Origin of the sequence: Skermanella stibiiresistens SB22 (assembly GCF_000576635.1) — a bacterium.
Classification (GTDB): Bacteria; Pseudomonadota; Alphaproteobacteria; order Azospirillales; family Azospirillaceae; genus Skermanella; species Skermanella stibiiresistens.
Genome location: NZ_AVFL01000001.1, coordinates 436832 through 458943 on the forward strand (window position 1 = coordinate 436832; position 22112 = coordinate 458943).

General features: G+C 67.2%; 17 protein-coding genes. 13 read left to right on the top strand and 4 right to left on the bottom strand.

The window, feature by feature from the left end:
- Nucleotides 1–115: 115 nt before the first annotated feature.
- Nucleotides 116–709, top strand: coding sequence for a transcriptional regulator BetI (gene betI, locus N825_RS01900; protein ID WP_037446083.1), 594 nt, complete (start codon nt 116–118; stop codon nt 707–709).
- 55 nt (nt 710–764) lie between these two features.
- Here the strand turns inward: betI and N825_RS36095 are convergent, their stop codons facing one another.
- On the bottom strand, nt 765–2954 hold the full coding sequence (locus tag N825_RS36095; protein WP_051511402.1) for an ATP-binding protein: 2190 nt from the start codon (nt 2952–2954) through the stop codon (nt 765–767).
- Between the two features lie 324 nt (nt 2955–3278).
- On the opposite strand from N825_RS36095, the gene betB reads away from it, so the two are divergent.
- From betB to N825_RS01930, 5 genes are all read left to right on the top strand, one after another.
- The gene (gene betB / locus N825_RS01910; RefSeq protein WP_037446084.1) at nt 3279–4748 is read left to right on the top strand and encodes a betaine-aldehyde dehydrogenase; all 1470 of its coding nucleotides are present in this window, start codon (nt 3279–3281) and stop codon (nt 4746–4748) included.
- 61 nt (nt 4749–4809) lie between these two features.
- Nucleotides 4810–6573 (top strand): choline dehydrogenase, encoded by a 1764-nt coding sequence (gene betA, locus N825_RS01915; RefSeq protein ID WP_051511403.1) that lies wholly within the window; start codon nt 4810–4812, stop codon nt 6571–6573.
- 142 nt (nt 6574–6715) lie between these two features.
- Nucleotides 6716–7711: a GlxA family transcriptional regulator gene (locus tag N825_RS01920; RefSeq protein WP_245612970.1), complete on the top strand. Its 996-nt coding sequence runs from the start codon at nt 6716–6718 to the stop codon at nt 7709–7711.
- A gap of 38 nt (nt 7712–7749) precedes the next feature.
- The gene (locus N825_RS01925; protein ID WP_245612971.1) at nt 7750–8808 is read left to right on the top strand and encodes a GlxA family transcriptional regulator; all 1059 of its coding nucleotides are present in this window, start codon (nt 7750–7752) and stop codon (nt 8806–8808) included.
- Nucleotides 8809–9017: 209 nt separating this feature from the next.
- The gene (locus tag N825_RS01930; RefSeq protein WP_037446086.1) at nt 9018–9395 is read left to right on the top strand and encodes an HVO_A0114 family putative DNA-binding protein; all 378 of its coding nucleotides are present in this window, start codon (nt 9018–9020) and stop codon (nt 9393–9395) included.
- Nucleotides 9396–9472: 77 nt separating this feature from the next.
- On the opposite strand, the gene yddG is transcribed toward N825_RS01930, so the two are convergent.
- Nucleotides 9473–10381, bottom strand: coding sequence for an aromatic amino acid exporter YddG (gene yddG, locus N825_RS01935; RefSeq protein ID WP_051511404.1), 909 nt, complete (start codon nt 10379–10381; stop codon nt 9473–9475).
- Between the two features lie 137 nt (nt 10382–10518).
- Between yddG and N825_RS01940 the strand changes: the two genes are divergently transcribed.
- Genes N825_RS01940 through glyA form a run of 6 tightly spaced genes read left to right on the top strand, consistent with a single transcriptional unit; the run spans nt 10519 to nt 18495 of the window.
- Nucleotides 10519–11772, top strand: coding sequence for a sarcosine oxidase subunit beta family protein (locus N825_RS01940; RefSeq protein ID WP_037446087.1), 1254 nt, complete (start codon nt 10519–10521; stop codon nt 11770–11772).
- A 17-nt stretch (nt 11773–11789) separates the two neighbouring features.
- Nucleotides 11790–12131: a sarcosine oxidase subunit delta gene (locus N825_RS01945; RefSeq protein WP_037446088.1), complete on the top strand. Its 342-nt coding sequence runs from the start codon at nt 11790–11792 to the stop codon at nt 12129–12131.
- Complete coding sequence (locus N825_RS01950) at nt 12128–15163, top strand: sarcosine oxidase subunit alpha (RefSeq protein WP_037446089.1); 3036 nt, start codon at nt 12128–12130, stop codon at nt 15161–15163. The genes N825_RS01945 and N825_RS01950 overlap by 4 nt, the downstream gene beginning before the upstream one ends.
- Nucleotides 15156–15746 (top strand): sarcosine oxidase subunit gamma, encoded by a 591-nt coding sequence (locus N825_RS01955; RefSeq protein ID WP_037446090.1) that lies wholly within the window; start codon nt 15156–15158, stop codon nt 15744–15746. The genes N825_RS01950 and N825_RS01955 overlap by 8 nt, the downstream gene beginning before the upstream one ends.
- A 33-nt stretch (nt 15747–15779) precedes the next feature.
- Complete coding sequence (locus N825_RS01960; RefSeq protein ID WP_037446091.1) at nt 15780–17171, top strand: L-serine ammonia-lyase; 1392 nt, start codon at nt 15780–15782, stop codon at nt 17169–17171.
- Between the two features lie 13 nt (nt 17172–17184).
- Nucleotides 17185–18495: a serine hydroxymethyltransferase gene (gene glyA, locus N825_RS01965; protein WP_037446092.1), complete on the top strand. Its 1311-nt coding sequence runs from the start codon at nt 17185–17187 to the stop codon at nt 18493–18495.
- A 53-nt stretch (nt 18496–18548) separates the two neighbouring features.
- Here glyA and N825_RS01970 read toward each other — a convergent pair whose 3' ends face one another.
- A complete protein-coding gene (locus tag N825_RS01970) occupies nt 18549–18788 on the bottom strand; it encodes a DUF4351 domain-containing protein (protein WP_037446093.1) in 240 nt (79 codons plus the stop codon).
- Nucleotides 18789–18850: 62 nt separating this feature from the next.
- Nucleotides 18851–19879: an Rpn family recombination-promoting nuclease/putative transposase gene (locus tag N825_RS01975; protein WP_037446094.1), complete on the bottom strand. Its 1029-nt coding sequence runs from the start codon at nt 19877–19879 to the stop codon at nt 18851–18853.
- 196 nt (nt 19880–20075) lie between these two features.
- Between N825_RS01975 and N825_RS01980 the strand changes: the two genes are divergently transcribed.
- Entirely contained in the window at nt 20076–22112 is a 2037-nt protein-coding gene (locus N825_RS01980) for an NADH:flavin oxidoreductase (protein ID WP_037446095.1), read from the top strand.

A 22112-nucleotide genomic window follows, 5' to 3' on the forward strand; every position in this document is an offset into this window, starting at 1 on the left:
AACTCCCGCAGGTTATGCCCGTGATGCCGAACAGATCTACCTTATTTCGATTGAACGTCCAATTAAAAAAAGCTAAGTTCACCTTCGGATAAAGCCGAAAGTTGGGGAGTTACTCATGCCGAAAGTCGGTATGGAGCCGATACGCCGACAACAGTTGATCGAAGCGACGATCACGTCGATCAGCCGGTACGGTTTCGCTGACGCTACCATATCGCGGATCAGCAAGGAAGCGGGCGTATCCACTGGCATCATACATCATTATTTTGGCAGCAAGGACGACCTTCTTGAGGCGACCATGCGAACTCTTTTGCAACAGTTGCGCCGTGACGTGGTGGAGCGCCTGTCGGCGGCCTCGACGCCGGAACAACGCCTGGCGGCCATCATCGACGGTAATTTCGCCGACGCCCAGTTCGACCGGCCAGTCATCGTCGCGTGGCTGGCCTTCTGGGCGCAAGTCCCGCACGTGCCCGAACTGGCCCGGCTCCAGCGCGTCAACGCCCGCCGCCTGCGCTCCAATCTGCTCTACGATCTCCGCCGCCTGCTGCCCAACGGCAGGGCGGAGGAGGCCGCGACGGGTCTCGCCGCCTTGATCGACGGCTTGTGGCTGCGCGCCTCGCTGGACGGCGCCGAGAATCCCGCGACCGCCCGGACCATCGTGCGCGGCTATCTGGCGGCGCAACTGGGAACGGCGGCGGAGACCGTGGCGTAGCGGTCGGCGGTCTTTCCCGCGGAGGACGGGCGCGTTCGAGTGGAGCCGCGCGCTCTCAAGCCGTCATCAAATCCGGTCCGCCGTCGCCGGTCTCCAAGCTCCTGATCCCGCCGCGCGCGGCGTCCCGGTCACCCTCCCGGTTCCTGTCCTTCTCACGCATCGCCTGGGTCAGCTTCTTCCGCAGTTCGGCGGTGGAATAGGGTTTGGCGACCATGGTGTAGCCGCGGCCGGTCGCGTCCTCGTCGGCGACGGCGTGGCCGGCGAAGCCGGAGGTCAGCAGGATGGCGATGCCGGGACGCAGGCGCTCGGTCAGCCACGCCAATTCGGCGCCGTTCATGCCGGGCGGCATGACGATGTCGCTGAACAGCAGGTCGATCGGCTGTTCGCTCCGCAGCACCACCAGCGCCTCGTTGGCGTTGGCCGCCGTCACGACGGTGTGTCCCCACTCCGCCAGCAGCGACTTGGTGGCCAGACGGATGATGGCGTCGTCCTCCACCACCAGGATCGTCAGCGGGCGCGTCGAGACGAGCGCGGGGCTGTTGACCGCTTGGCGGGTCACGACGCGGTGGTGGGGCAGGCGGACCGTGGCGGTTGTGCCCTTGCCCAAAATACTGCTGAGGTTGATGACGCCGCCGTGTAGCTCGACCAGCCGCCGGGTCAGCGGCAGGCCGAGGCCGGTTCCCTCGACATCGCGGTGGTTGACGTTGTCGGCGCGCCAGAACGACTCGAACATGTGGTTGAGGTTGCTCTCGGCGATGCCGATCCCGGTATCGGTGACCGACAGCGTCACGCCGCCGAACGAATCCAGGTCGGTGATCACGGTCACCCGCCCGCCCGACGGCGTGTATTTGACGGCGTTGGAAATCAGGTTGAGCAGGATTTGCCGGATCCGCTTCTCGTCGCCGCGGACGAAGCGGGCGTCCGACGCCAGCGAGGTGGACAGGTCGATACCCGCCCTCCGGGTTCTGGGTTCCATCATGCGCGTGCAGAAATCGACGGCGCGGTGCAGGTCGACATCCTCCTCGTTGAGGGTCAACTTGCCGGCCTCCGCCTTGGCGTGGTCGAGGATCTCGTTGATCAATTCCAGCAGGTGCTGGCCGCTCTCGCAGATGTCGCTCGCCCATTCCTGATAGCATTTGTCGCCCAAGGGGCCGGCCACCTGATTGCGGGTCATGTCGGCGAAGCCGATGATGGCGTTGAGCGGGCTGCGCAGTTCATGGCTGAGACCCGCCAGGAATTCGCTTTTCGCTTGGTTGGCCTGTTCGGCGGCCTCCTTGGCGCGCTGGAGTTCGGCGGCGATCCGGTTGCGTTCCGAGACGTCCCGCATGATCACGGTCAGGTGCCGTCGCTCGCCGCCGCAGTCCCACTCCGCGATGGACAGGTCGAGCGGGAAGACCGCGCCGTCCCGGCGCCGTCCCTCGATCTCCCGGCTCATGCCGGCGCGAAAGCTCGTGACGCCAGGATGGGCGCCCTCGGGGCCGGGCATCAGGATGCCGATGTCCCGCCCCAGCATGTCGGCGGCGGCGTGGCCGAACATCCGTTCCGCCGCCGGGTTGAACGCGACCAGCCTTCCTTCCGGATCAATGATGGTGATGGCGTCCACCGCAGAATCGAAGATCGCCCTGTACTTGGCCTCGCTGGTTCTCAGCGCCTCGATGCTGCCCAGCCGTTCCCGCTCCCGCGACAGCAGGGTGCCGAACAGGAGGATGCCCCCCGTCGTCATGATCGCGACGGGCGGGCCCGCCGTCATGACCGTGTGCAGTCCGTCCTGCCAGGATGGCAGCAGCAGGGCGCTGAGAAGATAGGTCGACACCATCAGGCCAAGGATCAGGAAATGGCCCGTCCGGAGCCTGTCGAGCGAGGTCCGGAACAGCAGGGTGAACGCGATTCCCGCCAAGGCCGCGACCATGATGCCGGTGGTCCCGGCCATGGCGCCGACGCCGCCGGTCCAGAAATAGCGGTGGGCGCCGGCCATCGAGGCCGCCAAGACCGCGGCGGGGATACCTCCGAAGGGAGCGGCCAAGCCCAGCATGATGGTTCGCGCGTCGATCATGACGCCGGGAAGGAAATGGATCGGCGCCATCATCGCCAAAACGGCGCCACAGCCGAACAGCAGGCCGCAAGCCATGGACTGGAGACGACGCTGTTTCGCGAATCGTCTCAGGACGCTGGTATGGACCGCCAATATCAGACCGAGCAGACCGGCGCTCTGCGCGAGGGAGAAAAGGATGTCGAAAAAGGACATGAAGTAACCCGACGTGATGCCGAGCCACTATGGGACTCAAAGTTTAACGGCTTGATACCGAAGGATCGGGACTCTCCGGGAATCATTGCGCGCGATGAAGGGATCGCCGGATCCGTGAAAGATGACGGGGATATTCATTCGAATTTTGCGCTATTTCCGTAAGGGAAACAGAAGGCTGAGAATCCCGGTCCCCTCGACAGCCACGCGGTTCAAAGCGGCCTTCCCCATACCGGATTCTTTTTTGGTTGAACGTTCAATATAAAACCATTACATCGGACTCATCGAAATTGGAACGGTCGGTATAAGCGATACGGGGAGAGCGCCATGGCGAGGTTCGGACAGCAGCAGCTTTACATCCACGGTCGTCCGACCCCGGCCGAAAGCGGCGCCGCCTTCACCTCCGTCAATCCGGCGACTGGCGAGATCCTCGCCGAGATCCAGATGGCGTCGGCCGCCGACATCGACCGCGCGGTCGCCAGCGCCCGTGAGGGCCAGCGGGACTGGGCGGCGATGACGGCGATGGCGCGCTCCCGCGTCCTCCGCCGCGCGGTGGAGATCCTGCGCGAGCGCAACGACTCGCTGGCCGAGTTGGAGACGCTCGACACCGGCAAACCGCTCAGCGAGACCAGCGCCGTCGACATCGTAACCGGCGCCGACGTGCTGGAGTATTACGCCGGCCTCGTCCCCGCGATCGAGGGCCAGCAGATCCCCCTCCGCGCCTCGTCCTTCGTCTATACCCGGCGCGAGCCGCTGGGCGTGGTCGCCGGCATCGGCGCCTGGAACTATCCGATCCAGATCGCGCTGTGGAAATCCGCCCCGGCGCTGGCCGCCGGCAACGCGATGATCTTCAAGCCCAGCGAGGTCACGCCGCTGAGCGCGCTCAAGCTGGCCGGGATCTACACCGAGGCCGGCTTGCCCGACGGCGTGTTCAATGTCGTCCAAGGCGATGGACGTGTCGGCGCCCTGTTGGCCGAGCATCCCGGCATCGAGAAGATCTCCTTCACCGGGGGCGTCGAGACCGGCCGCAAGGTGATGGCGGCCGCCGGTGGCTCCTCGCTGAAGGAGGTGACGATGGAACTGGGCGGCAAGTCGCCGCTGATCGTGTTCCCCGATGCCGACCTGGACCGCGCCGCCGACATCGCGATGATGGCCAACTTCTACAGCTCCGGTCAGGTCTGCACCAACGGCACGCGGGTCTTCGTCCACGCCTCGGTGATGGCGGACTTCCAAGCCCGCCTGCTGGAGCGGGTCCGCCGCGTCCGGTTGGGCGATCCGCTCGACCCGGACACCAATTTCGGCCCGCTGTCCAGCTTCGCCCATCTGGACAAGGTGCTCCGCTACATCGAGCTGGGCCGCCGGGAGGGCGCCACCCTGCTGGCGGGCGGCTCGCGCGTCACCGGGGCGCCGTTCGACAAGGGCGCCTTCGTCGAGCCCACGGTTTTCAGCGATTGCCGCGACGACATGGCGATCGTGCGCGAGGAGATCTTCGGTCCCGTCATGAGCCTGCTGGGCTTCGAGACGGAGGAGGAGGTGATCCGCCGCGCCAACGCCACGTCCTATGGGCTGGCAGCCGGCGTCGTCACCGAGAGCCTGAACACGGCGCACCGCGTCATCCACCAACTCGAGGCCGGCATCTGCTGGATCAACGGCTGGGGCGAGTCGCCGGCGGAAATGCCGGTCGGCGGCTACAAGCAATCGGGCATCGGCCGCGAGAACGGCCTCGGCACGCTCGAACACTATACGAGGATCAAGTCGATCCAGGTCGAACTGGGCGCCTACGGCTCCGTGTTCTGACACCCGGCCAATGTCCGCCGGAAATCCCCGATACGCCCTCTGTCCAGAAGGGACCTGAACGATGCCTGAGATCAAGGAGTTCGACTACATCATCGTCGGCGCCGGTTCCGCCGGGAACGTGCTGGCCGCCCGCCTGACGGAGGACGAGGGCGTCAGCGTCCTGCTGCTGGAGGCGGGCGGTCCCGATCACCGCATGGACTTCCGCACCCAGATGCCGGCGGCGCTGGCCTTCCCGCTCCAGGGCAAGCGCTACAACTGGGCCTATCTGACCGAGCCCGAGCCCCACATGGACAATCGGCGCATGGAATGCGGCCGGGGCAAGGGGCTGGGCGGGTCCTCCCTGATCAACGGCATGTGCTACATCCGCGGCAACGCGCTGGATTTCGATACTTGGCGCGACCAGTTCGACTTGGATGGCTGGGGCTATCGCGACTGCCTGCCCTATTTCCGGAAGGCGGAGAGCCGCGACATCGGCCCCAACGAGTATCATGGCGGCGACGGCCCGGTGTCGGTCGCGACGCCGAAGACCCACAACAACCCGCTGTACCACGCGATGATCGAGGCGGGCGTGCAGGCCGGCTATCCGCGCACCGACGACCTGAACGGCTACCAGCAGGAGGGCTTCGGCCCGATGGACAGGACGGTGACGCCGGAAGGCCGCCGGGCCAGCACCGCGCGGGGTTACCTGGACATGGCGAAGGGCAGGCCCGGCCTGACCATCGGGACCCACGCGCTGAGCGACCGCGTCCTATTCGACGGCAAGCGCGCGGTCGGTGTCGCCTATCTGCGGAACGGCAAGCCGGTCACCGCGCGCGCCCGGCGCGAGGTGCTGGTCTGCGCCGGCGCCATCGCCTCGCCAGCATTGCTGCAGCGGTCCGGCCTTGGCCCCGCCGCCCTGCTGCGGGAGCTGGACGTGCCGCTGGTGGCCGAGATCCCCGGCGTCGGCGCCAACCTTCAGGATCACCTGGAAATGTACCTCCAGTACGAGTGCACCCAGCCGGTCTCGCTCTATCCGGCGCTGAAATGGTGGAACCAGCCGGCGATCGGTGCCGAATGGCTGTTCATGGGCACCGGCACCGGCGCCAGCAACCAGTTCGAGGCGGGAGGCTTCATCCGCTCCGATCCCAGCTTCGCGTGGCCGAACATCCAGTACCACTTCCTGCCGGTCGCGATAAACTACAACGGCACCAACGCGGTCGACGCCCATGGCTTCCAGGCCCATGTCGGGTCCATGCGCTCGCCCAGCCGGGGCCGTATCCACGCCAAATCGCGCGACCCCCGCGAGGCGCCCAGCATCCTGTTCAACTACATGTCCACGGAGCAGGACTGGCGCGAGTTCCGCGACGCGATCAGGATCACCCGCGAGATCATCTCGCAGCCGGCGCTGGACCCCTACCGCGGACGGGAGATCAGCCCCGGCCTGCAATGCCAGTCGGATGCCGAATTGGACGCTTTCATCCGCCACCACGGCGAGACGGCGTATCATCCATCGTGCTCGTGCCGGATGGGCACCGACGACATGGCGGTGGTCGATGGCGAGGGCAGGGTGCATGGCGTCGAGGCGCTGCGTGTCATCGACGCCTCGATCATGCCCCAGATCACCACCGGCAACCTCAACGCGCCGACGATCATGATGGCCGAGAAGCTGGCCGACGTGATCCGGGGCCGGATGCCGCTGCCCCAAGCCGATGTGCCGTACCATGTGGCGGGCGACCTGCCGGTCCGACGGGCTCCCGCCAACCGGGACGCGCCGTCCAGCTACCGGACGGCCGGATGGGCCGCCGAGCGGACGGCCGGATGGGCCGCCGGGCGGACGGCGGGGTGAGGTGCGCCGGGGATGTCGGACGCTTTAGGATGATCCACGCGGCGCCTCTTGCCTCGGGATTGTCGCAGGGGTGAATGTCCTGTTTCGCATATGAGTCGGTGATCCACGCGTCCTGAGAGGTCTCCCCGTTATGGGCCATGTCGTGAGCACGCCTGAGACAGTGGGATTTCTGCTGATCCCCCAATTCTCGCTGATCGCGTTCACGGCGGCCTTGGAACCCCTGCGCCTCGCCAATCACATCAGCGGGCGGGAGCTGTACCGCTGGGTGCTGCTCTCGCCCGATGGCGCGTCCGGCCAAGCCAGCTGCGGGCTCCGCATCGCGGTCGATCACGGCATCGACGCGGCGCCGGAGCTTCCCACCATCATCGTGTGCAGTGGCATCGATGGACACTGGTACGACGATCGCACCGTGCTGTCCTGGCTGCGCCGGCGCGCCACGCGGGGCGTCGAGTTCGGCTCGCTCTGCACCGCCAGCCACATCCTGGCCCGGGCCGGCCTGCTCAACGGCTATCGCTGCACCATCCATTGGGAAAATCTGGCGGGGTTCTCGGAAACCTATCCGGAGATCGACGCCACCGGCGAGCTGTTCAACATCGACCGCAATCGCTTCACCTGCGCCGGCGGCACGGCGGCGATGGACATGATGCTCCACCGCGTGGCGTCGGCCCATGGCGACAAGCTGGCGGTCGGCATCGCCGAACAACTGCTGCACGAGAAGATCCGCCAGGGCTCGGTCCGCCAGCGCGAGGCGATACAGCCCGATCCCGGCATCGAGCGGGAGGAGTTGGCCGCGGCGGTCAAGCTGATGATGGCCAATATCGAGGAGCCGCTGGACCTGCTGACGCTGTCCAATCAGCTCGGCCAGTCGCGCCGCAACGTCGAGCGGCTGTTCCGCAAGTTCATGAACTGCTCGCCCGCCCGGTATTATCTGGGACTTCGACTCAAGCGGGCGCGCCAACTGCTGTTCCAGACCCGGATGTCGGTGATGGAGGTGGCGATCAGCTGCGGCTTCGTCTCCGCCACCCATTTCAGCAAATGCTACCGCGACTACTTCGGCGTGGCGCCGCGTGACGACCAGAGCGGCCATCGCTTGCGTCCGCTGACCGATCCAGCGCGCCAGCACGCCACCGTGAGATGACCGGGCGTGAAATGACCGGCGCCCCCGGACGGAGCGGCTTGTCCGTTGGTTTCATCCTGACAAACAACTTCACGCTGACGGCCCTCGCCACCTTCATGGACGCGCTGAGGCTGGCGGCCGACGACGGCGATGGCAGCCGCCAGATCCGCTGCCGCTGGACCATCATGGGATCGTCGCCCGAGCCGGTCAAATCCAGCTGCGGCATCCCGGTCGCGCGCTGGGAAGCTTTCCAGGACCCACGCCAGTTCGACTATCTCGTGGTGGTCGGAGGGCTGCTCCACGCCGGTCCGCAACTGGACGCCCAGGCGGTCGAGTATCTGCGGACGGCGGCCGCCCAGGGCGTCGGCCTGGTGGGGGTCTGCACCGGCAGCTTCGTGCTCAGCCGCGCCGGGCTGATGCGCAATCGGCGTTGCTGCGTCAGCTGGTACCATTACCGCGACTATCTGGAGGAGTTCCCCGACCATCAGCCGGTCGCGGAACAGCTCTACGTGGTCGATCGCGACCGTATCACCTGCGCCGGAGGGGCGGGCGTCGCCGACCTCGCCGCCTTCCTTATCGAGCGGCACCTGGGCTCCGCCTGCGCCCAGAAGACCATGCACATCATGCTGATCGACAAGGCCCGGCCAGCCGGACAGTCGCAGCCCCAGCCGCCCACGGCGGTCGAGGGCGGGCCTGCGATCGTCAACGACCGCGTCCGCCGGGCCCTGCTCCTGATGGAGCAGAACCTGACCACGCCGCTGACGGTCGAGCAAATCTCCAGTCGGCTCAGCGTCAGCACCCGCCAGTTCGAGCGGCTGTTCCGCGAGGCGACCGGCATGAGCCCGAACAGCTTCTACCGCATCCTGCGCCTGCGCTACGGTCACTGGCTGCTGCGCAACTCGACCCGATCGGTGACCGACATCGCGCAGGAGACCGGCTTCTCCGACTGCGCCCACTTCTCGCGCCAATTCCGCGGTGTCTACGGCGTCAGCCCCAGCGGGCTGCGCCGCGACGGTCCGCCGCCGGGCCCTCCCGCGATGGCGGAGGGCCTGAGCGCCGTGACGGCGCTGGCGCTGGACCGCGATCTGGTGCCGCCGGACCGAAGATTGTTCGAGTGAGGCGGGTAGCGTGCCGTCAGCTTGAACAATGAACGAGAAAAGTGCGACCATGGGCATTGAGTACTGAGCCAAGCGCGCTTGGGACTACCAAAGCGGTTTAGGGAATTGGTAAATTGCGTGATTGTACAACTATTAGTTTAGTAAGCTCATGGGAGTGGATGGTTTGATTGGCGACTTTCTGGCGGCCGTGACTGAGTGGAGGAAGAAAAATGTCGGAGACTAATGGCGGCAAGCGGGAAATTCGTGTCACGGAAGGCGCTCTGGAACTGGCCGCGTCCGAAGTCGCCAATGCCTGGAAAGCCGCCGAGGCCGGGCGGGATATCGAGGTGACCGATAAGCTATATTTCGAGGATTGGAGCGCTCTTTGCGCGGTTCTGACGCCGAAGCGCTACGAGTTGCTGCGCCACCTGCGGCGCGCACCGGTAGCCGGTATCCGAGCGCTGGCACGGGAACTTGGCCGGGATGTCAAACGGGTCCACGAGGATGTCGTGGCGCTTGAGGAACTTGGCCTTCTTGAGAGGGATCAATCGGGCCAACTCTCCATGCCACTCGACGAAATATCGTCAACGATCCGCTTCGCGGCCTGAGGCGCGATCCGGGGGAGGGACCGTTGGGAATGGCACCTATCGACCTTCGGAAATGACGGGGAAAATGGCTGCGCCCCTCACCCCCGCCTGAACACCTCCCAACTCGCCAGAACCGCGCCTCCCACGATCAGCCCGCACGCCGCCCAAACCGTCCAATGTCCCGGCGCCAGTCCGAAGCCGATCAGCAGCAGCGTCGATAGCAGCGGCGAGGCGTAGGAGATGGCGCCAAGCGCCCGGATGTCGCCGCGCTTGACGCCGTGGTCCCAGGCGAAGAACGCGGCACCGACCGGGCCGATGCCGAGGCCGACGAGGGCGAGCCACCCGACGATGCCGTCGGGCCAGACCGTCACCTCCCACGCCAGATGGCAGAGCAGCGCCAGAGCCGCCGTCGCCAGGCAGAAGCCCGCGACGGCGTCGGTCGGCACCTGACCGAAGCGGCGGTTCAGCAGCGAGTAGGTGGTCCAGATCAGGGCGCTCCCCAGGGCCGCGACATATCCCGCCACGTAGGCGCGCTCGATCGCGACGCCGCCGCCGCGCGTCACCAGCAGCACCGTGCCGGCCAAGCCCGCCATGGCGCCGGCGACGTGCCACCAGCGCAGGCGCTCGCCCGGCAGCAGGGCCGAGAACAGCACGATGAACAGCGGCCACAGGTAATTGATCAGGTTCGCCTCGACCGGAGGGGCGGATTTCAGCGACAGGAAGTAGAGGAAGTGGAAGCCGAACAGCCCACCGACGCTCAGGCCCCAAGCGGCCAGCGGCTGGCGCATCGCGCGGAGCGGCGAGCGTCCGCCCGCCAGCGTGCCGCAGATGCCGGTCAGTCCCCCGATCGCGAAGGCGACCGCCACCGTCTGGAACGGGGGCAGGGTGCCGGTCAGCGCGGTCAGCGGCGCCAGCAGGGCCCACATCAGGATGGCGGAAACGCCGATCAGGGTGGCCCGGCCGGTGGCGGCCCGTACGGGCGGGGCGAGGGTGGTGGTCGATGTCATCTTCGGTTTCTACTATGGATTTCCGACGGGCTTGAACGGGGTGGTGTCGCATTCGTTATGCCGAATTGGCCGCCGCATTCTAGCGGTCCGGCGCGTTTCCGCGATAGGGTCACGCCACGGTACAGGGTGAGGATGGCATGGCGAAGTACTCGATTTTCTCCCTCCTTAGGAACGCGGCGTCCCATCACCAGAATTGGGACCGCGCGTGGCGCGACAACCGGCCGAAACCGGACGGCTACGACGTCGTCATCATCGGCGGCGGTGGGCATGGGCTGGCGACGGCCTATTACCTCGCCAAGGAGCACGGCATCACCAATGTCGCCGTGATCGAGCGAAGCTGGCTGGGTGGCGGCAACACCGGCCGCAACACCACCATCATCCGGTCTAACTACCTGTGGGACGAGAGCGCCGCCCTCTACGAGAAGTCGCTCCAGCTCTACGAGGGGCTGAGCCAGGAGCTGAACTACAACATCATGTTCAGCCAGCGCGGCGTGCTCAACCTCGCCCATAACCTGGGCGACGTGCGGGAGGGCATGCGCCGGGTCAACGCGCTCCGCCTCAACGGTGTCGACAGCGAGTGGATGACGGCCGAGCAGGTCAAGGAATTCTGCCCGATCATCAACATCTCCAAGGATGTCCGCTACCCGATCATGGGCGGCACCCTGCAGCGCCGCGCCGGCACCGCCCGGCACGACGCGGTCGCCTGGGGCTTCGCCCGCGCCGCCAGCGCCCGGGGTGTCGACATCATCCAGAACTGCGAGGTCACCGGCATCCGCCGCGAGAACGGCAAGGTGGTCGGCGTCGACACTTCGATGGGCTTCGTCAAGGCCGGCAAGGTCGGCATTGTCGCCGCCGGTCACTCCAGCGTCGTGGCCGGCATGGCCGACCTGCGGTTGCCGGTCGAGAGCCACCCGCTGCAGGCCCTGGTGTCGGAGCCGGTCAAGCCGGTGATCGATTGCGTCGTGATGTCCAACACCGTCCACGTCTATGTCAGCCAGTCCGACAAGGGCGAGCTGGTGATGGGTGCCGGCATCGACGCCTACACGGGATACGGCCAGCGCGGCAGCTTCCACGTGATCGAGCACCAGATGGGCGCGCTGCTGGAGTTGTTCCCGATCTTCAGCCGGCTGCGGATGCTGCGCCAATGGGCCGGCATCGTCGATGTCTGCCCCGACGCCAGCCCGATCATCTCGAAGACGCCGGTCGACAACCTGTTCATCAATTGCGGCTGGGGAACCGGCGGCTTCAAGGCGACGCCGGGGTCCGGCTTCGTCTTCGCCCACACGATCGCCCGGGGCGAGCCGCACGCGCTGAACGCGCCGTTCGGCCTGGAACGCTTCAACACCGGCCATCTCATCGACGAGCACGGCGCCGCCGCCGTGGCCCACTGAGCCTAGAGGATCACCCGATGCTCCTGATCAACTGCCCCTGGTGCGGCCCACGCGACGAGACCGAGTTCGGCTATGGCGGCGAGGCCCACCGCACCCGCCCGGCCGACCCCTCCGGCACCAGCGACATCGAATGGGCCGAATTCCTGTTCATGAGGACCAACCCGAAGGGCGCCCACCGCGAACGTTGGGTCCACAGCCACGGCTGCCGCCGCTGGTTCAACGTCGAGCGCCACACCGTGACCAACCAGATCACGCGGGTTTATCCGATGGGTGGCCAAGTGGGCGGCACCGAGATCGCGACGCCCGCCGCCGAACAGGCGATCGAGGCCAAGGAACCCAAGCAGGGGAGCCGGTCATGACAAAGGACGCTTTCCGCGGCGCCACCGGCGGCCGGATCGACCGGAGCCGGCCCGTCACCTTCACCTTCAACGGCCGGACTTATCGCGGCTACCAGGGCGACACGCTGGCCTCCGCCCTGCTCGCCAACGGCGTCCATCTGGTTGGCCGCAGTTTCAAGTACCACCGGCCGCGTGGCATCCTGTCCGCCGGGTCGGAGGAGAGCAACGCGCTGATCCAACTGGAGCGCGGCAACCGCACCGAACCGAACCTGCGCGCCACCCAGATCGAGATCCACGAGGGTCTGGCCGCCAGCAGCCAGAACGCCTGGCCCAGCGTCGAGACCGATGTCGGCTCGATCAACAACGTCTTGTCCAAGGTCTTCGTCGCCGGCTTCTACTACAAGACCTTCATGCATCCCCAGAGCTTCTGGATGAAGGTCTACGAGCCGGTGATCCGCCGCGCCGCCGGCCTGGGCAAGGCTCCGGCCGAGCCCGATCCCGACTTCTATGACAAGATGCATGTCCATTCCGACGTGCTGATCGTCGGTTCCGGCCCAGCCGGACTGATGGCGGCCCTGGCCGCCGCCCGGACGGGAGCCCGCGTCATCCTGGCCGACGAGCAGAACGAGTTCGGCGGCTCCCTTCTGGGCACCCGCGAGATGATCGACGGCCGTCCCGCCGCCGACTGGGTCGCCGCCGCGGTCGAGGAACTGAGGGCCTTCCCCGAGGTCCGTTTGCTGCCGCGCACCACGGTGACCGGCTATTACGACCACAACTACCTGATCCTGGCGGAGCGCAGGACCGACCACCTGCCGCGCGGTTCCGCGCCGAAAATCTCGCGCCAACGCCTGTGGAAGGTCCGGGCCAAGCAGGTCGTGCTGGCGACCGGCTCGCACGAGCGCCCGCTGGTGTTCGCCGACAACGACCGTCCCGGCATCATGCTGGCCGGTGCCGTCCGGACCTATGTCAACCGCTTCGCCGCCCTGCCGGGCCGGCGCGCCGTGGTGCTGACCAACAACGACAGCGCCTACGCCGCGGCGCTCGACATGAACGACGCCGGCATCGAGATCGCCGCCATCGTCGACCTGCGCGGCCACGCCGGCGGCCCCTTGGCGGCCGAGGCCAAGCGGCGCGGCTTCCGCGTCCTGACCAACACGGCGATCACCGCGACCCATGGGTCGAAGCGGGTCACCGGCGTCGACGTCATGATGATGAACGGTCCCGGCGAGGACGTCATCGGCGCTCCGACCCGGATCGATTGCGACCTGGTCGCCATGTCGGGCGGCTGGAACCCGGCGGTCCACCTGTTCTCGCAATCGACCGGCAAGCTGCGCTACGACGACGAACTCTCGTGTTTCGTTCCGGGTGTCTCGGTCCAGGCCGAGCGGTCGGCCGGATCGTGCAAGGGCACCTTCGACCTTCCGGCGTGTCTGGCGGAGGGCGCCGCGACCGGCGCCCAGGCGGCCCTGGCCGCCGGTCACGGCGATGGTGTGGCGCCGGCGGTTCCCGCCGCCACCTCGGTGGCGCCGCAGCCGCTGCGCCCGCTCTGGATCGTGCCGACGACCACGCCGGTCGGTCACGGCAAGGCCAAGCACTTCGTCGATTTCCAAAACGACGTGTCCGCCGCCGATGTGCTGCTGGCGTCCCGCGAGGGCTATCAGTCGGTCGAGCACCTCAAGCGCTACACCACCACCGGTATGGGCACCGACCAGGGCAAGACCTCCAACGTCAACGCCCTGGCGATCCTGGCGAAGTCGCTGGCCTCCCCCATTCCTCAAGTCGGCACCACCACCTTCCGCCCGCCCTACACGCCGACCACCTATGGCGTGCTGGCCGGCCGCGATGTCGGGGAGCTGGCCGACGCCGCCCGCGTCACGCCGATGCATTCCTGGCACGTCGCCCACGGGGCGGCGTTCGAGGATGTCGGCCAGTGGAAGCGGCCCTGGTACTTTCCGAAGGGGGACGCCCAAGGGACCGAGGACATGCACGCGGCCGTCCGGCGCGAGTGCCGCGCGGTGCGGAACGGGGTCGGCGTGCTCGACGCCTCGACCTTGGGCAAGATCGACATCCAGGGTCCCGACGCGGCCCAACTGCTCAACCGCGTCTACACCAACGCCTTCCTGAAGCTCGATATCGGCAAGTGCCGCTACGGCGTCATGTGCAAGGAGGACGGCATGGTGATGGACGACGGCGTCACCACGCGGCTCGGCCCCAACCACTTCCTGATGACCACCACGACCGGCAACGCCGCCAAGGTGCTGGAGTGGCTGGAGGACTATATCCAGACCGAGTGGCCCGACCTCCGCGTCTTCCTGACCTCCGTCACCGAGCATTGGGCGACCGCTTCGATCGCCGGTCCCAAGGCCCGCGAGGTGGTGGCCGAACTGGCGCCCGACCTGGACCTGAGCCCGGAGGCGTTCCCCTACATGTCGTACCGCGAGGCGGTGGTCGCGGGCGTCCCGGCGCGGATCTTCCGCATCAGCTTCACCGGCGAGCTCTCCTATGAGATCAACGTGCCGGCCCAGCATGGCCTCCACCTGTGGGAGAACATCATGCGGGCCGGTGAAAAGCACGGCATCACGCCCTATGGCACCGAGACGATGCACGTGCTGCGCGCCGAGAAGGGCTACATCATCGTCGGTCAGGAGACCGACGCGACGGTGACGCCGCAGGACCTCGGCATGGGTTGGGTGGTGTCGAAGCAGAAGGCCGACTTCATCGGCAAGCGTTCGTACACCAGGAAGGACACGGCGCGGAGCGACCGCAAGCAATTGGTTGGATTGCTGACCGACGACCCCAACGAGGTCCTGCCGGAAGGAACCCAGTTGACCGCCATCGCCGACGGCCACGCGCCGGTGCCGATGCTGGGCCACGTCACGTCGAGCTATTTCAGCGACACGCTGGGCCGCTCGATCGCCTTGGCCCTGGTGTCGGACGGCTTCAACCGGATGGGCCAGACCATCTTCGCGCCGCTGGGGGGTGGCAAGACCGTCTCCTGCGCCGTCACCAAGCCCGTGTTCTACGATCCCGAGGGAGTGCGTCTCCATGGCTGACACCCTGCTCCGACGCGGCGGCGCCGAGCGCTTCACCCAGGCCGTCGCGGCGTTGTCACCGGCGGCCGGTCCGCGGCTGGCCGAGTTGACGCCGCCTGGCCAGATCAACCTGCGCGGTCGGCCGTCCGATCCCAAGTTCGTCCGCACCGTCGGCGGCGTGCTCGGCTGCGTCCTGCCGCTCAGCGCCAATACGGTGACCTCGGCGGCCGATGTCACCGTGCTGTGGCTCGGGCCGGACGAGTGGCTGCTGGTGACGCCACCCGGGGTGGAGACCGCCCTGGTCGCCCGTCTCCGCGAGGCGCTTGGCGACCTGCACGCCGCAGTCACGGATGTGACCGGCAACAGGACGCGGCTCAGGCTCTCCGGTCCGAACGCCCGCGAGACCCTGATGAAGGGATGTGCCCTGGATCTGCATCCCGCCAGCTTCAAGCCGGGCCAATGCGCCCAGACCCTGCTGGCGCGCTCCGGGATCATCCTGCACCAGATCGACGACACCCCGACCTACGACGTCTACCCGCGCCGCTCGTTCAGCGAATACACCTGGATGTGGCTGAGCGACGCCATGGCGGAGTACCAGCGCTAACGGACTTTACCAACAAACAAGGGGGAGGCGGTCATGTCGGTCAGCGTTTTCGACATCTTCAAGATCGGCATCGGGCCATCCAGCTCCCACACCGTCGGACCGATGAAGGCGGCGGCCGCCTTCATCGCGGCGCTGGACGATCGCGGTGTCCTCGACGCGACACACCGCGTCACCGCCGAACTGTTCGGCTCGCTGGCGCTGACGGGTGTCGGTCACGGCACCGACCGCGCCGTGCTGCTGGGATTGTCCGGCGCCGAACCCGACACCATCGATCCCGACCGGATTCCTGGCATCCTGGAGGGCATCAAGTCCGGCCGCCGGATCACCCTGAGGGATCGCCAAGCCATCGGGCACGCCATCGGGTTCGACGAGGCGACCGACCTGACGCTCCACCGTGACGAGACGCTGCCCGGCCATCCCAATGGCATGCGCTTCACCGCGCTGGATGCGGCGGGGGAGTTGATCGACACGCGGATCTTCTACTCGATCGGCGGCGGTTTCGTCGTGACCGAGGAGGAGATGTTCCGCAACGAGCGGCTCGCCGACACGCCCACGGTGCCCTACGACTTCGTCAGCGGCAGCCAGATGCTGGCGGCGGCGCGGAACTCGGGTCTCGGTATCGCCGCGATGATGCGGGAGAACGAGCGGGTTCTGCGTACCGACGCCGAGATCGACGCTGGGCTCCGCCGCGTCTGGGACGCCATGCAGGCCTGCGTCGCCCGCGGCACGGCGCAGGAGGGCAAGCTGCCGGGCGGGCTCGAGGTCCGCCGCCGGGCCGCGGCGCTTCATCGCGAGTTGAACGGCAGGGCCGAAGCCTCACTCCGCGATCCCATGGCGATCATGGACTGGGTCAGCCTCTACGCCATCGCGGTCAACGAGGAGAACGCCGCCGGGGGCCGTGTCGTCACGGCGCCGACCAACGGGGCGGCCGGGCTGATCCCGGCGGTGCTGCACTATTACGACCGCTTCTGCTTTGGCCGCAGCGAGGAGGGCATCTTCACCTTCCTGCTGACCGCCGGCGCCATCGGCGGGCTGTACAAGCGGAACGCCTCGATCTCCGGCGCGGAGGTCGGCTGCCAGGGAGAGGTCGGCGTCGCCTGTTCCATGGCGGCGGCGGGCTTGGCCGCGGCGCAGGGCGGCACGCCCGAGCAGATCGAGAACGCCGCCGAGATCGGCATGGAGCACAATTTGGGCCTGACCTGCGATCCCATCGGCGGGTTGGTCCAGATCCCCTGCATAGAGCGCAACGCGATCGGCGCCATCAAGGCGATCAACGCCGCCAGACTGGCGCTCCGCAGCGACGGCCAGCACCACGTCTCGCTGGACAAGGTGATCCGCACCATGCGCGAGACCGGCGCCGACATGCAGACGAAATATAAGGAAACCTCGCTTGGCGGCCTCGCCGTCAACTTCATCGAATGCTGAAAGGCCCCGCCGAATGACCGACACCGTCCAAAGGTTCTTCCAGACCTCCCTCGCCGACAGCGACCCCGAACTGGCCGCCTCGCTCGCCCATGAACTCCGGCGCCAGCAGGACCAGATCGAGCTGATCGCGTCGGAGAACATCGTCTCCTCGGCCGTGCTGGAGGCCCAGGGCTCCGTCCTGACCAACAAATACGCCGAGGGCTATCCCGGCCGGCGCTATTACGGCGGCTGCGAGTTCGTCGACGTCGCGGAACGGATCGCGATCAACCGGGCCAAGGCGCTGTTCGGCTGCTCCTACGCCAACGTCCAGCCGCATTCCGGCGCGCAGGCCAACCAGGCCGTGTTCATGGCGCTGCTCCAGCCGGGCGACACCATCCTCGGCATGTCGCTGGCGGCGGGCGGTCACCTGACCCATGGCGCCTCGGTCAACCAGTCCGGCAAATGGTTCAACGCCGTTCAGTACGGCGTTCGCCGCGACACCGCGCTGATCGATTACGACCAAGTGCGGGACCTCGCGCGCGAGCACAAGCCGAAGCTGATCGTGGCCGGCGGCTCCGCCTATCCGCGCGTCATCGACTTCGCCGCGTTCCGCACGATCGCGGACGAGGTCGGGGCTTGGCTGATGGTCGACATGGCGCACTACGCCGGCCTGATCGCGGGCGGCGTCTACCCCAACCCGGTGCCGCACGCCCACGTCACCACGACGACGACGCACAAGACGTTGCGCGGGCCGCGCGGCGGCATGGTCCTGTCCAACGACGCCGACCTGGGCAAGAAGATCAACTCGGCCGTCTTCCCCGGTCTCCAGGGCGGGCCGCTGATGCATGTCATCGCCGCCAAGGCCGTGTCGTTCGGCGAGGCCCTGCGGCCGGAGTTCAAGGACTACGCCCGCTCGGTCGTGGACAACGCGCGGGCGCTGGCCTCCCGGCTGGTCGAGGGGGGGGTCGATATCGTCTCGGGCGGCACCGACAGCCATATCGTGCTGGTCGACCTGCGGCCCAAGGGCCTGACCGGCAAGGCCGCCGAGGCGAGCCTGGAGCGGGCCGGCATGACCTGCAACAAGAACGGCATCCCGTTCGACCCGGAAAAGCCGATGGTGACCTCCGGCGTCCGGCTCGGCACCCCGGCGGCGACCACGCGTGGCTTCGGCGTCGCGGAGTTCACCCAGGTCGGCGAGATGATCACCCAGGTGCTGGACGGTCTGGCGGCCAGCAACTCCGGTGACAACACCGCCGTCGAGGCCCAGGTGCGCGAGCGCGTCCAAGCCCTGTGCGCCCGCTTCCCGATCTACGCGGACGTAGCCCTGGCCGCCGCGGCGGAGTGAGATCCGGCGGCGCGGGAACCCCCGCGCCGCTTTCCGCCAAGCGGGATCATCGGTCAATGAAGGTCGTCGAACACCGCGTCGAGTGATGGCGCGTCGATGATGGTGTCGGCCCATCGGTCCAATTCCTCGACCGAAGCCGCCTGCACCCGTAGCGTCGCCTCCGATGACGGCGGGCCGAAGCGCCGGTTGAGCTGGCGGAGGAGCATCTCAGCTTTGCCTTCGGCCTTGCCGAGGGTGACACCTTCGGCGCGGGCCTCCGCCATGTATTCGCGGAGCGCATTGGACATGATCATCTCACTCTCCTCTGGCACGATGCGGTCCGAAGCTTCCGTCACGCCGAGCGGCTACTTGGCGGTCAATGGTTTGGCTGACGGACTTCCGCGAAAACCGCATCCAGTGTCCGCGCGTCGAAAATCGTTTCCGCCCATCGGTCCAGTTCCTCGATCGAAGCCGCCCGTATCCGATTGGCCGTCTCCGGCGGCAGTGGACCGAAGCGCCGACCAAGCAGGCGGAGGAGCATCTCCGCTTTCCCTTCAGCCTTTCCTTTGGCCTCGCCCACGAGGACACCTTCGGCACGGGCCTCCGCCATGTATTCGCGGAGCGCGTTGGACATGATCATTTCACTCTCCTCCGGCACGATGCGGCCCAGAACCATCTTCAGATGCGCGCGGTCCAGGCTGTCCGCGGCCAGGAACAAGTATCTCACCAAAGCCATGACCACCATCAGGCCGGCACCCGCTCCGATGGTCAGCAAACGCTCCAGCGTCTCGCGCGGGTCGGCGTCGTGGCCCGCGTATTTCAGCACCAGCAGGCCGGCCTGAAGATCGGGATGCCGGGACAAGTCGTCGTCGGCAATCGTCTCCAGGTCGATCAGGACATAGCGGAAATCGAGCAGCCCCGCCTCCGTCATCCCCTCGGGCACACCATAGGCGTCTAGGAGCCGGGTCGGCAGCGACCATTTCCGCGTGCCATGGTACAGGATGATCGCGAACACGGGAATGGGAACCATCCAGACGCCGCCATCCGGCAAGACGCGCCGGACGGCGCCCTTGACGGCGGCGCCGCTCACATGGGTGAGGAGCTGGGGTAGCGCGTTGCCATCGGGCTGGCTCTTGTGCTCGACCACCGCCCAGGCCAGCAACGGATCGCCGGCGCGGGTGCCCAGGCTGTAGACCCTGTCGCCGCGCCGCTCGCGCAAGGCGGCGTCAACGAAGCTCTCCGACCGATCCACCGCCACCGCGTCGGACAGGTTGGCCGATACCGCCGCCGGTAGTCTTTCCCGAAGGAAGGCGTCGGCGATACCGGGCTGGTCCAGCAGGTACTTGGCGAACTGGTCGTGACGCTTGATCAGACGCCGTCCACCGTCCTCGTCGTCATCATTCATAAGGGTGGTGTCCGCGCCTGATTGTCCAGCATGCGCTGGTATGCCGTGGTGCCAGTTTTCTCAAGCGCGTCAACGTCGCGGCTGGGGCATTGGACACCTTGTCGCAACTTGACGGAAATTTGTCGCGCTAGGGCATGTGGCGATGGCCGCCGCGGCGAATTCTCAAGACTGTAACAATGATGGGGAACCGAGGCAAATGTCTCCCGTCGAAGCGCTTCTCCGCCCCTTGAAAATCAAGCACCTGACCATCCGCAACCGCGTGATGAGCACGTCGCACGCGCCATCCTACGGCTCGGACGGCAAGCCCAAGGAGCGTTATCAGCTCTATCACGCGGAAAAGGCCAAGGGTGGTATCGGCCTGACCATGTTCGGCGGCTCCTCGTCGGTGGCGCTCGACAGTCCGGCGGCGCCGTGGAACCAGATCTCGGTCGCCGACGACAGCGTGGTGCCGTTCTTCCAGGAGTTCGCCGATCGCGTCCACGCCCATGGCGCGGCGCTGATGATCCAGCTAACCCACATGGGCCGGCGCACCAAGTGGGATACCGAGAACTGGCTGCCGACCATGTCCGCCTCGCCCAAGCGGGAGCCGGCCAGCCGGACCATCCCGAAGGAGATGGAGGACACCGACATCCGGCGGATCGTCGCCGACTACGCCGCGGCCGCGCGCCGCTGCAAGGAGGGCGGGCTGGACGGGTTCGAGCTGTCGGCGGCGCACGGCCACCTGATCGACCAGTTCTGGAGTCCATCGGTCAACAAGCGCACCGACAAATACGGCGGCAGCCTGGAAAACCGCATGCGCTTCGGCATCGAGGTGTTCGAGGCGTGCCGGGAGGCGGTGGGCGACGACTATGTCATCGGCATCCGGATGTCCGGCGACGAGCTGATCGACGACGGCCTGACCCACGAGGACTGCGTCACCATCGCCCGGACCTACGCCGAGCGGGGGCTGATCGATTTCGCCAACATCCTGGGCGGGCAGGCGCGCGACCATCTGGCCCACGCGATCATCCTGCCCAACATGTCTTTCCCGGTGGCGCCCTTCCTATACCTGCCCAGCGCCATCAAGCGCGAGGTCGACATCCCCGTCTTCCACGCCCAGCGCGTCACCGACCTCAACACGGCCGGCCGCGCGGTCGCGGAGGGCCATGTCGACATGGTTGCCATGACCCGCGCCCACATCGCCGATCCGCATCTGGTGCGAAAGCTGATGGAAGGCCGGATGGACGACATTCGCCAGTGCGTCGGCGCCGGCTATTGCATCGACAGGATTTATGCCGGCGGCGACGCGCTGTGCATCCAGAACGCCGCGACCGGCCGCGAGCGCACCATGCCGCACGTCATCCCGAAGGCGGCGGAGAGGAAGCGCGTCGTGGTCGTCGGCGGCGGTCCCGGCGGGCTTGAGGCGGCGCGCGTCTGCGCCGAACGGGGCCACTCCGTCGTCCTGTTCGAGAGGAACGCCGCGACCGGCGGCCAGATCTCCATCGCCGCCAAGGCGACATGGCGGGAGGCGCTGACCGGCATCACCCGCTGGCTGACCCAGCAGGCGACCAAGCTGGGAGCCGACCTGCGCCTGGGCGTCGAGGCCACCCCCGCGATGATCGAGGCGGAGAAGCCCGACGTCGTCATCCTGGCGACCGGCGGCCATCCCAGCCACGGCGACGTCAAGGGCGCCGAACTGGCCGCCACCACCTGGGACATGCTGACCGGCGCCGTGGAGCCGGCCGACAACATCCTGCTCTATGACGGCACCGGCCAGCACCACGCCTCGTCCTGCGCCGAATTCCTGGCGAAGCGCGGCGCCCTGGTCGAGATCGCGACCGCCGACCGCATGATCGCGGAGGAGGTCGGGGCCACCAACCAGCCGATCCACCTGCGCGAGCTGTACAAGCTGGGCGTCGTCATGTCGCCCAACCTGCAGCTGACCGAGATCTATCGGGAAGGCAACAAACTGGTCGCGGTGCTGCGCAACGAGTTCACCCACGAGGAGGAGGAGCGGCTGGTCGATCAGGTCGTGGTCGAGTTCGGCACCCTGCCCAACGAGGGCCTGTTCCTCGACCTCAAGGAGCGCTCGGCCAACCGGGGCGAGATGGATTTGCGGGCCTTGGTCGAAGGCCGACCTCAGCCGCACCGCGGCAACGGTCACGCCGCCCTTTACCGCATCGGCGACGGCGTCGCCGGCCGCAACATCCATGCGGCGATCTATGACGCCGCCCGCCTGTGCAAGGACTTGTGA

Excerpts from the sequence above, each read along its gene's own strand:
- glyA (WP_037446092.1), top strand. The coding sequence starts at position 17,185 with ATGACCGACACCGTCCAAAGGTTCTTCCAGACCTCCCTCGCCGACAGC.
- N825_RS01930 (WP_037446086.1), top strand. The coding sequence starts at position 9,018 with ATGTCGGAGACTAATGGCGGCAAGCGGGAAATTCGTGTCACGGAAGGC.
- N825_RS01960 (WP_037446091.1), top strand. The coding sequence starts at position 15,780 with ATGTCGGTCAGCGTTTTCGACATCTTCAAGATCGGCATCGGGCCATCC.
- N825_RS01945 (WP_037446088.1), top strand. The coding sequence starts at position 11,790 with ATGCTCCTGATCAACTGCCCCTGGTGCGGCCCACGCGACGAGACCGAG.
- betI (WP_037446083.1), top strand. The coding sequence starts at position 116 with ATGCCGAAAGTCGGTATGGAGCCGATACGCCGACAACAGTTGATCGAA.
- N825_RS36095 (WP_051511402.1), bottom strand. The coding sequence starts at position 2,954 with ATGTCCTTTTTCGACATCCTTTTCTCCCTCGCGCAGAGCGCCGGTCTG.
- N825_RS01955 (WP_037446090.1), top strand. The coding sequence starts at position 15,156 with ATGGCTGACACCCTGCTCCGACGCGGCGGCGCCGAGCGCTTCACCCAG.
- betB (WP_037446084.1), top strand. The coding sequence starts at position 3,279 with ATGGCGAGGTTCGGACAGCAGCAGCTTTACATCCACGGTCGTCCGACC.
- N825_RS01975 (WP_037446094.1), bottom strand. The coding sequence starts at position 19,879 with ATGAATGATGACGACGAGGACGGTGGACGGCGTCTGATCAAGCGTCAC.
- N825_RS01970 (WP_037446093.1), bottom strand. The coding sequence starts at position 18,788 with ATGATCATGTCCAATGCGCTCCGCGAATACATGGCGGAGGCCCGCGCC.
- N825_RS01980 (WP_037446095.1), top strand. The coding sequence starts at position 20,076 with ATGTCTCCCGTCGAAGCGCTTCTCCGCCCCTTGAAAATCAAGCACCTG.
- betA (WP_051511403.1), top strand. The coding sequence starts at position 4,810 with ATGCCTGAGATCAAGGAGTTCGACTACATCATCGTCGGCGCCGGTTCC.
- N825_RS01950 (WP_037446089.1), top strand. The coding sequence starts at position 12,128 with ATGACAAAGGACGCTTTCCGCGGCGCCACCGGCGGCCGGATCGACCGG.
- N825_RS01940 (WP_037446087.1), top strand. The coding sequence starts at position 10,519 with ATGGCGAAGTACTCGATTTTCTCCCTCCTTAGGAACGCGGCGTCCCAT.
- yddG (WP_051511404.1), bottom strand. The coding sequence starts at position 10,381 with ATGACATCGACCACCACCCTCGCCCCGCCCGTACGGGCCGCCACCGGC.